Origin of the sequence: Bacillus sp. FSL K6-3154 (assembly GCF_040869395.1) — a bacterium.
Classification (GTDB): Bacteria; Bacillota; Bacilli; order Bacillales; family Bacillaceae; genus Bacillus; species Bacillus safensis.
On sequence record NZ_CP152033.1, the window covers coordinates 141,801 to 154,240 of the forward strand.

The following is a 12,440-nucleotide window of genomic DNA, read 5'->3' on the forward strand; positions in this document are numbered from 1 at the left end:
TTGAGCACCTTTTATGACGAAAGTTTGAATGGCTGTTATAATCGGCTATACAATTCCATGAGGAGGCGAAGGTATTTGGAAACAAAACTCTTTTCACCTTGGACATTAAAAGGTGTTACACTGAAAAACCGCATCGTGATGTCCCCGATGTGTATGTATTCATCCTATGACCGTGATGGGAAATTACAGCCTTTCCACTTCACACATTATATTTCCCGTGCACAAGGTCAGGCTGGTCTCATCATGGTGGAAGCAAGTGCTGTATCTCCTGAGGGAAGAATTAGTGATCAAGACCTCGGTATTTGGAGCGATGAGCACATTGAAGGATTCGCTTCATTAAACGAACAAATCAAAGCATACGGAACGAAGACAGCCATCCAGCTAGCCCATGCAGGACGTAAGGCTGAACTTGATGGAGACATTCTTGCACCATCAAGCATCCCATTTGATGAAACATCTAAAACCCCTGTCGAGATGTCTGTTGATCAAATCAAAGATACCGTTCAGGCGTTTCAGGATGCAGCTGTACGGGCAAAAAAAGCGGGTTTTGACATCATTGAAATTCATGGTGCACATGGCTATTTGATCAATGAATTTCTTTCACCGCTGGCGAACCACCGAACAGACGACTATGGCGGTTCACCAGAGAACCGTTATCGTTTCTTAAGAGAAGTCGTAGACGCAGTCAACGCCGTATGGGACGGACCTTTATTTGTCCGTGTGTCGGCTTCTGATTACACGACAAAAGGACTTGATATTGCAGATTATATTGGGATTGCCACTTGGCTCAAAGAGCAAGGTGTCGACTTAATTGATGTCAGCTCAGGTGCTGTCGTACAGGCGAAAATCAACACATTCCCCGGCTACCAAGTAACATTTGCAGAGAAAATAAAAGAAGGAGCCGGCATTCAAACAGCAGCTGTCGGTCTGATTACATCTGGTGTACAGGCAGAGGAGATTTTACAAAATCAGCGCGCAGATTTGATCTTTATTGGCAGAGAATTTTTACGGGATCCATACTTCCCGAAAACAGCTGCTCAAGAGCTCCGTACATCCATCGAAAGCCCGCGTCAATATGATCGCGCTTGGTAAAAGCTCTTAGGAAAAAAGGTGTCTATTTTTCGAAATAGGCATCTTTTTTGTTTTTAAGAGAAACATATCTGCCTTTTGTGCCGTCTTTTAGCTAAAGAACCACTTAGAGGAGATGGAAGAATGAATTCGGCAATGATTGAAAAAATGTATCATATAGATGGACACCACTTTTATACAAAACATCGTCAAGGCAAAAGGCAAGCCACGATTATCTTTGAAGCAGGCTACGGCATTTCTAGTGATACGTGGTCGAATATGGCACGTGATATTGACCCAGAGCTTGGGGTTTTCTTATACGACCGTTTAGGAAATGGAAAGAGCAGTGAGAGCGGTGAAGGAAGAACCTTGCATGACCTCGCTGATGATTTAGATGCACTGCTGAAAGAAGCCAATATTCAGCCGCCATTTCTTATTGTCGCTCACTCATTTGGCTCTCTTGTCAGCCGGCTATGGGCAAGCCGCAGAGGAGATGATGTCATTGGTATGGTGCTGTTAGACCCGGCAAGTGAGGAGCAAGAGCAGGTGATTCTGCCGCTTTTATCAAAGGAAGAACGCACTTCATATATGGCGCAGTTTACAGCAGAATGTACGCATGAGGACTTTCAGCAAATGCTAAACACAATCAAAGAGGAGCAAACCCATTATGGAATGATGCCGCTTCTTGTCATTTCATCAGGTAAGAGCCGATTGTTTCATCCAGCTCATGAAGCTTGGCTCAGACTTCATAAACGTATGCTGTCTTTGTCATCCCAAAGCGGATGGATTCAGGCGCAAAACAGCTCGCACTATATTCATCATGATGAACCGCATATTGTACAGCTTGCTATCTATGATGTATGGTGCGCAGCCAAACAACCTGTCTCCTATTATCAAACTGCTAATTAAAATAAAAAACTCCTTGACCCGTTATGAGTCAAGGAGTTTCTTTTATTTATGCCGTTGGAGCAGATTGACTTTTTTCTGAAAGCAGCTTTTCAATACTGACAAGCTGAACACATAATGTAAAGATGTCAATCGCTTGCTCTAGTTCTTCAAGAGTCGGGAATGTTGGTGCAATGCGAATGTTACGATCAAGCGGATCTTTTCCATATGGGTATGTTGCACCTGCACCTGTCATTGTGACACCTGCTTCTTTTGCTTTTTGCACAACAGCTTTTGCACAATGATCAAGTGTATTTAAACTAATGAAATATCCGCCATTTGGCTTGTGCCATTCAGCAATGTCTTTCCCGCCAAGTTTTTCGTCAAGAATGGAAAGAACGAGATCAAATTTTGGCTTAATGATCGCTGCATGCTTTTTCATATGTTCCTTCAAACCTTCTGGAGTTTGGAAGAAACGAAGATGTCTTAGTTGATTAATTTTGTCTGGTCCGATCGTTTGAATCGATAATTGCTTTTGAGTGAAGCTTACATTGTCAGGGCTAGACGCCATCAGTGCAACACCTGAGCCTGGGAATGTAATTTTAGACGTAGACGCAAACATAAACACACGGTTCGGGTATCCTGCCTCTTCAATTGCTTGAAAAATATCTTTTAACGTATCAGGTGTATCCGTTAGATGGTGGACTGCATATGCATCATCCCAAAAAATGCGGAAGTCGTCTGCTTTTGTTTTCATTGAAGCTAGGCGGTCAACGACTTCATCTGAATACGTAATACCGTCTGGATTGCTATATTTAGGTACACACCAAATGCCTTTAATCGCTTCATCTTCTGCGACCAATTTTTCTACCTGATCCATATCAGGTCCATCAGCCTTCATATCGACCGTGATCATCTCTATGTTAAATAGCTCACAAATGGCAAAATGACGATCATACCCTGGGCTTGGTGCAAGGAATTTTACCTTTGGCAGCTCTCCCCAAGGTGTTTTGCTGTCACATACGCCGTGAGTCATCGCACGTGCAATGGTATCATGCATCATATTCAGGCTTGAATTACCGCCGATGATGATTTGTTCTGGCTTTAAATTGAGTACATCCGCAAAAAATTTCTTCGTTTCAGGAAGGCCTGTCAAGCCGCCATAGTTTCGCACATCTGTGCCATCTTCAGCTGTCATTGCATCCTTTGATGTCACAACATCGAGCATGCCCATAGACAAATCGAGCTGTTTTGGTGAAGGCTTCCCTCTAGACATGTCTAAGTGCAAGTTTTTACTTTTGTAAGTTTCATACTCATTTTGTAGTGCCACATATAGGTCATTCAATTCTGCTTCACTTAATGCTGTAAAACCGCTCATCTTTGATTGTGCCTCCCGTATTCTTCATAGTTTAATTCGTCATTTGTTTTTTCTTCACCATTTTACCACTACCTGAAAAAGAGCGTCATCATAAATATCAAAAAAATCACACAACTTTTTTTGACGATTCATCCAATTTTTACAGGGTGCGTTCAATGGGGAAAGAAGAGAAATCATGTGCAGCTTCTGTCAGCGGGAATATATCGCGGGCTTCTTTCAACAGTTGTTTCAGTGCCTCTTCTCCTTGGTAACGTGCACTTATATGGGTCAAAATGAGCCTTTTTGCGCCTGCTTCCTCTGCTGTTTTCGCTGCTTGTTCTGTTGTACTGTGATAATAATTGTAGGCTAAATCTGCATCTTCTTTACCGAATGTTGCTTCATGGACTAACACATCCGCATTTTTGGCAAGCCTTGTTATATTCTCGCACAAACGGGTATCTCCTGAAAATGCAACGATTCTCCCTTTTTTAGGGGGTTCCAAATAATCGGTTCCATCAATGGTTCTTCCATCTTCGAGTGTCACGGTTTCCCCATTTTTCAACTTCTGATACAAAGGTCCAGGTTTTACACCGATTTCTTTTAGGTCTTCGGCTTTTAATGAACCAGGCATATCTTTTTCCACAACCCGATAGCCGTAAGCTGGAATCCCGTGAGAGACTCTTCTTGCTTCTACTTGAAAGGTATCGTCTTCAAACACGACCCCTTCATCTATTTCTATGATATGCAGCGGATATGTCAAATGCGTTTGAGTAGCTGAAAGTGCTGCGTTCACAAAGGCCTTAATGCCCTTTGGTCCATAGATCGTCAATTCATCCTCCCCGCCTTGAAAGGATCTGCTGCCAAGGAGTCCCGGAAGGCCATATACATGATCACCGTGCATATGTGTGATAAATATTTTCTCGATCTTTCTCGGTTTAATCGTTGTATGTAAGATTTGGTGCTGCGTTGCTTCTCCGCAATCAAAAAGCCACACTGCATTTCTTTCTTCTAAAAGCTTTAGCGCTGTGCAAGTGACGTTTCTTGTTTTTGCAGGAATGCCTGCACCTGTTCCTAAAAAGAGCAGTTCCATTACTTTTCCTCCTAAAGCCGGTATACAATATCTTCATTCATATAGAATACATGAAGACAAGGTAAATGTGAATTCAGCGGAATTTTTGAAAAAAGTGAAACGAGAGCAGAAAAAGTCGAATCAAATGTTTGCTTTACGAACAATGAACCTTTAAAATAAAGAAAATGTACATACATTCTCGGTTTTTACAACAATGCTACGAATAAAGTGAGGTACTTCTCGTGAATACAGAAACTAACAACCCTAAAGCAGTCATTGTCATTTTTGGCGCAACAGGAGACCTTGCCAAACGCAAGCTCTACCCTTCTATACATAGACTTTATCATAGCGGAAAGCTGGGTGATCAATTCGCTGTTGTCGGAGTTGGACGCCGTCCATGGTCTCATGAGGACCTCAGAGCTGTGGTAAAGGAATCTGTTTCTTCTGATGATGCAGAAGCGAAAACAGAAGAATTCATTTCACATTTCTATTATCACGATTTTGACGTATCAAGCCCTGCTTCCTATCAATCGCTTAACACGCTTCTAACAGGTCTTGAAGATACGTACAGTATTCCAAATAACCGCATGTTCTATTTAGCTATGGCACCGGAATTCTTCGGAACGATTGCGAAGTTCCTAAAGAGTGAGGGCGTATCAGAAACAACCGGCTGGTCACGACTTGTCATTGAAAAGCCATTTGGGCATGATCTGCCAAGTGCCAAAACATTAAATGAAGAAATTCGTGATGCATTCACAGAAGATCAAATTTATCGTATTGACCACTACCTTGGTAAACAAATGGTTCAAAACATTGAGGTCATCCGCTTTGCGAATGCTATCTTTGAACCGCTTTGGACAAACCGCTATATCTCAAACATTCAAATTACATCCAGTGAATCATTAGGGGTTGAAGACCGGGCTCGATATTACGAAAATTCTGGTGCACTAAGAGATATGGTCCAAAACCATATGCTTCAAATGGTTGCCCTTTTAGCAATGGAGCCGCCAATTAAACTCAATACAGAGGAAATCCGCAGCGAAAAACGGAAAGTATTGCGCGCTCTTCGTCCTTTTTCTAAAGATGAGGTCGATCAATTCTTTGTCCGCGGACAGTATGATACTGGTACGATTGATGGCAGCGAGGTTCCTTCTTATCTGAAAGAGCAAAATGTTGACCCGAACTCAAACACAGAAACATTTGTGGCAGGGAAACTGCTGATTGATAACTTTAGATGGGCCGGGGTGCCATTTTACATTCGAACAGGAAAACGGTTAGAAAAGAAATCTACTCAAATCGTAGTTCAATTTAAAGACATTCCAATGAACCTGTACTATGGAAACGGAAATGCCATGCATCCAAACTTACTCGTCATTCATATTCAGCCAGATGAAGGCATCACCCTTCACCTGAATGCTCGCAAGCTCGATGGCGGCACGTATGCGAAACCGATTAAGCTTGACTACCAAACAAACTATAACGACATCATGAATACCCCAGAAGCATATGAAAAGCTGATTCATGACTGCTTGCTAGGCGATGCAACAAACTTTGCTCACTGGGACGAGGTGGCACTTTCTTGGAACTTCGTTGATCCGATTTCTGAGAAATGGGCAGAAAGCAAAACATTAAAACCAAATTATCCTGCTGGTTCTATGGGACCGAAAGAAGCTGATGAGCTTCTAGAAAAAGATGGATACCATTGGTGGAATATATAAAATCAAATGAAAAAAGAGCAGTCTCCCTTGGGGGTTCTGCTCTTTTTTTAACGTCCTGTTTTCGTGATTTCAACCGTTGAAAAGTCAAATTTATCATAGCGATGATGGCTAAATGAGTATTCAAACGGCTGCCCTGCGTTTAAATAAGCAACCTGCTCGACTTCAAGCACAGGATCTGTTGGGTCACACCCTAAATACTGCTGATCCAGCTGATCTGATTTAGCCGCCCTAATTTTCTTGTGCGCACCTGCTATTTTTAAATGAAGCTCATTTGAAATGTAGCCATAGATAGAACCCAGTAGAACTTCTTCATCTATGCCCTTAATGAGATTGACAGGCATAAACGTTTTTTCTAATACGTAAGGCTCTTCATCCACAAGACGGAGCCGGATGATATCATAAACAGGTGTGGTTGAGTCAATAGATAGATGGGCTGCCACCTCTTCGCTTGGAAAATGGACATCAAAATGAATGATTTGAGTCGTGACGTTTTTATCCGCCATGACCTTTGTGAACCCTTTATTTTCATGGCCTGATACATTGATTGCTCCTTGATTGAGCGCTGCCTTTACAATAAATGTACCGTGGCCTCTTTTTCTAAAGAGCAGACCTTCTGCAACGAGAAGATCAAGCGCACGTTTCATTGTCATTCTGCTGCATTGAAATTCGGCGGCAAGCGAGTTTTCATCTGGAATGGGTTGATCTTCTGGATAATAGGCTGTTCCTATTCGTTTTCTGATTTCTTCTGAAATGAGTTCGTACTTCTTCATCTCACACCACCAACTGACTTGTTTTTTCATAGCGCTTTATTCTAGAAGGAAATATGGCGTTTTTTAGCCTTCCTCTCATTTTACACTAAGGGATGTGAGCTTAAAAGGTGCCAGCCATTTTTGTTTCATCCACTTACCGTCACATAAGAAAAATACTTGCTCTTTTCAAGGAAAGAGCAAGTATTTTGATTAAAAACCGTTATTCTTTGAAACGGATTGAAACCAGTATCCGCTTTTCTTAATCGTTCGTTTCCCGTCTTTTTGAAGATCAACTGAGACAAATCCATAACGATTTTTATATGCATTCGACCAGGACCAGTTGTCCATAAAGGTCCATAGATGATAGCCTTTCACATTGCTTCCTTCTTGAATGGCTTGATGCACCCATTTGAGATGCTCAGAAATAAAGTCAATGCGGTAATCGTCATGAATCATTCCTTCTTCATCCTTAAACCGCTCTTCTCCTTCGACGCCCATTCCATTTTCAGAAATAAAGCATTCAATATTATCATAGTCTGTTTGGACTTTTTTCAATATGTCGTAAATGCCCTTTTCATAGATTTCCCAGCCTCGGTACACATTCATTTTTCTTCCCGGCATCTCAAAAGAATCAAAATAATGGTTCGGCATAAATGGTGCTTGAGGATGCGGCATATGCTCTTTCGCTTTCACTCTTCTTGGCTGATAATAGTTGATGCCAAGAAGATCAATCGTATTCTCTCGAATGAGCTCAAGGTCCCCTTCTTCCATACTTGGCATAAAGCCTTCTTTCTTTAAGACTTCTACTAGCTTTTCCGGGAAATGCCCCTTCACCGCAGGATCTAAGAAGGAACGGTTAAAGAAAGCATCGGCCACCTCTGCTGCTTCTACATCGCGCGGATGCTGGCTTCGCGGGTACGAAGGAGTCAGGTTTAGGATGATGCCAATCTTACCGCCTTGTTGCAGCTTTTTATAAGCCGCAATCGCCTTCGCATTTGATAAAAGTTCATGAAAACCGACCTGTACAGCCTTTTGGAAATCAACTTCGTTTGGATAATGAAAGCTATACATATATCCGCCTTCTACAGGAACAATCGGTTCGTTATGGGTAAACCATTTTTTCACCCGGTCGCCAAATAATTGGAAGCATAATGTTGCATAGCTCACATAATCATCGACCACCTGTCTGTTCACCCAGCCGCCTTTCTCCTGCAGTGCCATTGGCATATCGAAATGGTATAGGTTCACAAACGGCTCGATATCATGTGCAATCAGTTCATTGATCACATCATTATAAAAAGATACCGCTTCTTCATTCACAGCACCTGTTCCTTCTGGTAAAAGGCGTGACCATGAAATCGACAGCCGAAATGAATTGTGGCCAATTTCTTTCATGAGACGGATATCCTCTTTATATTTTCGATAAAATTGAGATGTCACGTCTGGTCCTACGCCATCAAAAAAACGAGTTGGCTCTTGTTCAAACCAATGATCCCAAATGTTCGGTCCCTTTCCATCGCCGGGGACGCTGCCTTCTGTTTGCGTCGCAGAAGCAGAAGATCCCCACCAGAAACCTTCTGGAAATGTATATGATTGCTTGTTAGTTTCCATCGACATGTATTGAGTCTCCTTCACCTTTGATGTTTGCTGCCTTCGTTTTTTCAGTTGTCGTTATTTTTTCATTTTTCACATTCATACGGTCAATAAATTTCAGGAACGGGAACCAAATGACAAACACAATCATCAGGTTAAACAACTGAAGCAGACCGCCCGCTAGTGAATTTGTTGCCATCATTCCGCTAATAAAGATCGGCACTGTCCATGGGATATTCACGCCTGTCGGCGGCGGTACAATGCCTGATGCCATCGCAAAATAAGTAATACATGTAATGACCATTGGCGCCAAAATCCACGGAATGAGAATAAGCGGATTCATGACAATCGGTAAACCGAAGATAATCGGTTCATTGACGTTAAATAATCCTGGTCCTAAGCCTAGCTTGGCTACTTGTTTTAATTGCTTACTTTTCAGGAAAATTAAAATCGTAAACACAACAGCAAGCGTCATACCGGTTCCACCCATTCCAACCGTATAGATTTCAATAAACTGCTTGCTGATGATATTAGGAACCTCACCTGTTTTTGTGTAGCTCTCTAGGTTTTGAATGGACAATGTATTCCAAATCGGATCCATGACAGAGTTGATAATAATTTGGCCATGAAGCCCAAAGAACCAAAGAATTTGTATAAAGAAAACAGCGATCAACGTCGGAATAATACCGCTTCCAAGACCGACAAGCGGCGCCTGAATGGCATGATAAATCAAATCATGCATATTTGTTTTGAAGCCTTGTGTAATGATGATATTAATGAGCAAAAAGGTTGTAAGTGTCAAAGTAGCCGGGATCAGTGCAGCAAAAGACTTGGAAACAGCTGGCGGAACCCCTTGCGGCATATTGATCACAAATTTCTTTTGGACAAAATAACGATAAATTTCAGCAGACAAAAAGCCTGTGATCATTCCTAGGAACATCCCCTTTGCACCTAAACGATCAACTGGGATAACGCCTGCAATCGTTGCACCGCCTTCTTGTTCTAGTAAAAACGGAGTTAGAAGCAAGAAAGAGGCTAAAGCAATCACGCCGCCAAAGACAGCTTCTACATCATAGCTTTTTGATAAATAGTAGCCAATCCCAAATACAACAAACACACTCATAATGCTGATGGTCGCACTTGGTGCGATATTCAGTGCAGACTGGACGCCCTCCAGTACGGTTTTACTCATGATTCTATCTAAAAATGGCAAATTCATCAGCACAACCATAATGGAACCAAAGATGGTGAGCGGGAACGCAAGCATAAAGGCATCACGTAATACGCCTAAATATCGGTTGTTGTTCAATCTCCCAGCAATCGGAACCAAAATGGCACTTATTTTATCAAACATTGGTTTCCCCCCTTGTTTACACCCTTTATTGTTTAAGCGATTGGAATATCGGCAGAAGCTCTCCCACAAGCTCCTTGATGGTAATGGTCGACATTAAATGATCTTCAGCGTGCATGAGCAATAAGGAAAAGGATGTTGTTTCTCCGCCTGCCTCTTTCTGCACGAGTTGAAAATGGATGTCATGTGCAAGCCGTAAATCTTCTTCCGCTTCTTTCATATGACTAAAAGCTTCTTCTTCTAGACCTTCTCGATATTGTTTCAGAGCCTGAAGCAATTTGCTGCGTGCATTCCCGCTGTGTAAGATCAATTGAAAGCTCACTTGTTCCTCCGTGAGCCCTTCGAGTGTTTTCTTTTCCATCCTTTAAGATTCCCCCATCAATGTAAGTGCCTGTTCATATGCTTTTTGTCCATCGGCAAGCCCGTATGCCTGCATATCAATGACCTCTACCTCAATCCCGTATTTTGTTGCTTCTTTTTGGAGGTCTCCTTTTAAAAAGCTCATTTGCGGTCCGATTAACACAACATCTGCATTCGCCATTTCTTTTTTTGCTTGATCTTGACCAACTGCCCAAATTTCTGCTTCGTCCCCAATTGAATCGGCATGTGCTTTCATTTTTGTCACTAGTAAACTCGTAGACATTCCCGAACTGCATGCTAATAAAATACGTTTCATTTCTCTCACCCCATTGTTGTAATAAAAGCGCTTCCAATTAATATTATATATTTTTATTTTTAAATGTCTAGACATTTAATTTCATTTGTATGTATTTAATATAAAAAAAGAGCGTATTTTACGCTCGTTCAGATTGTTGACAAAGGGCTAAAATGCTTGATTTTAACCCTTTGTCTTCTTTTCAGCGTGATAGAAAACCTTTGCGGTCTGGGCAGGAGCGGAGCGAATTTGACATTCGTGAGCACCGGAGCGCAAACCTGACACCGAATGCGAGGGTTTGTCTACACGCTAATTTGTCTTCATTGTCTTATCCTTTTCCTGCCTGGAACCCAGGATACTTAGTCATGCCGCCGTCTACATATAACGTCAAGCCTGTGACATAGCTCGCTTCTTTTGATGCCAGCCAGACAGCACATGCTGCCACTTCTTCCGGCTTTCCAATATAGCCGATTGGAATCAGCTCAATCACGCCTTTTTTCAATGCTGGATCATCGAATTTCTCCGCATTAATCGGGGTATCAATGGCGCCTGGTGCAATGCTGTTTACACGGATTTTTTTAGGGGCATATTCAAGCGCCAATGTTTCTGTCAAAAGCTTTGCGCCTCCTTTACTGGCTGCATAATGCACGAAATGAGGCCAAGGAATTTGCTGATGAACCGACGACATATTAATGATCGAGCCTTCTATCCCATGATCTGTCATATACTTCAGTGCATCACGGCACCCTAGAAACATGCCTGTTAAATTGGTAGACATTACTTTGTTCCAATTATCCAGCGTCATTTCTGTAGAGGGTACTTCATTTTCAATGCCTGCGTTATTGATCATCACATCAAGACTGCCGAATGTATCAACGGCTTTATCAATCATCGCCTGCATATCCTCTTCCTTTGATACGTCTCCCTTGATTTTCACAGCCTGTCCGCCATGCTTTTGAATTTCTGCAATGGTATCATCCGGATTTTCTTTATCAGAGAAGTAATTAATCACCACATTGGCTTTTTCTTGTCCAAATCGGCGGGCCATCGCTTGGCCAATCCCTGTACCTGCACCTGTAATCAGAACTGTTTTTCCTTCTAAATCTGGATACATTCGTGTAACCTCCTATTTTGTAAAGCCTAGCAGCACACCGCCTGCAATAATCATCAAGCAGCCTGCAATGACAAAGCTTGTTCTAGATGCTTTCTCTTTTAATAAATAAATGCCGCCTAGTGTTGAGATGACAATCCCTGTTTGTGACATCGAAAAGCTTACGGCTACGCCGATTAATGGAATGGCCAAAAGCAGCCCAAGATTTCCTGTTGACCAAACAAGACCGGCAATGATATTTCTAAACGTATATTTACTAAATGGGTCCTGTTTTAAACTAATCGCTAAGGATGAAAGCAGCATACCGACGGATTGCGGGACAAGTGCAGACCAGCCATCAATATCAAACCATCTTAAAATGACGACATATCCGACGTAGCCAACAGTTGAGATGAGCAGAATAATGATCCCTTTTTTAAAATTGCCTCTGCCATTCCCGCCGCCATTCTTTTTTTGGCCGAGCGATGTCATCACAACACCTGCAATGATCAGTAAAATGGCGCAAGAACCAATGAGTATGACCGTCATCGTCTGCCATTCTTTGAAGACCATGACGCCAAATAGCGTTGTGCTCACAAGCTGCATGCCCGTTGATAAGGGAACCGCTTTAGACACACCGAGAAAAGCAACACTTGAAAGCTGATTCATTTGTCCAATACTCCAGAAGATGCCTGAAATGACGGAAACCGCAAAAATAAGCGGTGTCAGCTCTGGCATTTTGATGAAAAAGGCTGCAATCGAAAATAAAAACGCGCCGAGCGTAATGCCAAGGGTTTGCTGATACGCATTCCCGCCTAGTTTGACACTGATGAGAACAATACTTCCCCAAAATATCGCTGGGAGAAGTGCATATAAGATGCCCACTTCTATCCCTACTTTCTTGT

At 42.2% G+C, this 12,440-nt stretch carries 12 protein-coding genes; 3 read left to right on the top strand and 9 right to left on the bottom strand.

Annotation, left to right across the window (positions count from 1 at the left end):
- Window positions 1-75: 75 nt before the first annotated feature.
- Both namA and MHH61_RS00830 read left to right on the top strand, forming a co-directional pair.
- On the top strand, window positions 76-1,092 hold the full coding sequence (gene namA / locus MHH61_RS00825; RefSeq protein ID WP_080708051.1) for an NADPH dehydrogenase NamA: 1,017 nt from the start codon (window positions 76-78) through the stop codon (window positions 1,090-1,092).
- Window positions 1,093-1,212: 120 nt separating this feature from the next.
- Window positions 1,213-1,977 carry an alpha/beta fold hydrolase gene (locus MHH61_RS00830; RefSeq protein WP_125587262.1) on the top strand — a complete coding sequence of 255 codons (765 nt, stop codon included), beginning with the start codon at window positions 1,213-1,215 and terminating at the stop codon, window positions 1,975-1,977.
- Between the two features lie 46 nt (window positions 1,978-2,023).
- Here the strand turns inward: MHH61_RS00830 and MHH61_RS00835 are convergent, their stop codons facing one another.
- Together MHH61_RS00835 and rnz are read right to left on the bottom strand one after the other, a co-directional pair.
- Window positions 2,024-3,331, bottom strand: a complete 1,308-nt coding sequence (locus tag MHH61_RS00835; RefSeq protein ID WP_125587261.1) for an aminotransferase class I/II-fold pyridoxal phosphate-dependent enzyme — start codon at window positions 3,329-3,331, stop codon at window positions 2,024-2,026.
- Between the two features lie 139 nt (window positions 3,332-3,470).
- Complete coding sequence (gene rnz, locus MHH61_RS00840; protein WP_024422900.1) at window positions 3,471-4,400, bottom strand: ribonuclease Z; 930 nt, start codon at window positions 4,398-4,400, stop codon at window positions 3,471-3,473.
- A gap of 221 nt (window positions 4,401-4,621) precedes the next feature.
- Between rnz and zwf the strand changes: the two genes are divergently transcribed.
- Window positions 4,622-6,097, top strand: coding sequence for a glucose-6-phosphate dehydrogenase (zwf, locus tag MHH61_RS00845; protein WP_024428033.1), 1,476 nt, complete (start codon window positions 4,622-4,624; stop codon window positions 6,095-6,097).
- Window positions 6,098-6,144: 47 nt separating this feature from the next.
- Here the strand turns inward: zwf and MHH61_RS00850 are convergent, their stop codons facing one another.
- The 7 genes from MHH61_RS00850 to MHH61_RS00880 all read right to left on the bottom strand — a co-directional run bounded on the left by MHH61_RS00850 (window position 6,145) and on the right by MHH61_RS00880 (window position 12,420).
- Window positions 6,145-6,867, bottom strand: a complete 723-nt coding sequence (locus MHH61_RS00850; protein WP_024428032.1) for a GntR family transcriptional regulator — start codon at window positions 6,865-6,867, stop codon at window positions 6,145-6,147.
- 189 nt (window positions 6,868-7,056) lie between these two features.
- Complete coding sequence (locus MHH61_RS00855; RefSeq protein ID WP_125587260.1) at window positions 7,057-8,463, bottom strand: glycoside hydrolase family 1 protein; 1,407 nt, start codon at window positions 8,461-8,463, stop codon at window positions 7,057-7,059.
- Complete coding sequence (gene celB / locus MHH61_RS00860; protein ID WP_024428031.1) at window positions 8,447-9,793, bottom strand: PTS cellobiose transporter subunit IIC; 1,347 nt, start codon at window positions 9,791-9,793, stop codon at window positions 8,447-8,449. Before celB ends, MHH61_RS00855 begins: the two co-directional genes overlap by 17 nt.
- A gap of 25 nt (window positions 9,794-9,818) precedes the next feature.
- On the bottom strand, window positions 9,819-10,151 hold the full coding sequence (locus MHH61_RS00865) for a PTS lactose/cellobiose transporter subunit IIA (RefSeq protein WP_024422904.1): 333 nt from the start codon (window positions 10,149-10,151) through the stop codon (window positions 9,819-9,821).
- 3 nt (window positions 10,152-10,154) lie between these two features.
- The gene (locus MHH61_RS00870; RefSeq protein ID WP_024422905.1) at window positions 10,155-10,466 is read right to left on the bottom strand and encodes a PTS sugar transporter subunit IIB; all 312 of its coding nucleotides are present in this window, start codon (window positions 10,464-10,466) and stop codon (window positions 10,155-10,157) included.
- A 307-nt stretch (window positions 10,467-10,773) separates the two neighbouring features.
- Complete coding sequence (locus tag MHH61_RS00875; RefSeq protein WP_034622353.1) at window positions 10,774-11,559, bottom strand: SDR family oxidoreductase; 786 nt, start codon at window positions 11,557-11,559, stop codon at window positions 10,774-10,776.
- Window positions 11,560-11,571: 12 nt separating this feature from the next.
- Entirely contained in the window at window positions 11,572-12,420 is an 849-nt protein-coding gene (locus MHH61_RS00880; RefSeq protein WP_025093008.1) for a GRP family sugar transporter, read from the bottom strand.
- Between the last annotated feature and the right edge of the window lie 20 nt (window positions 12,421-12,440).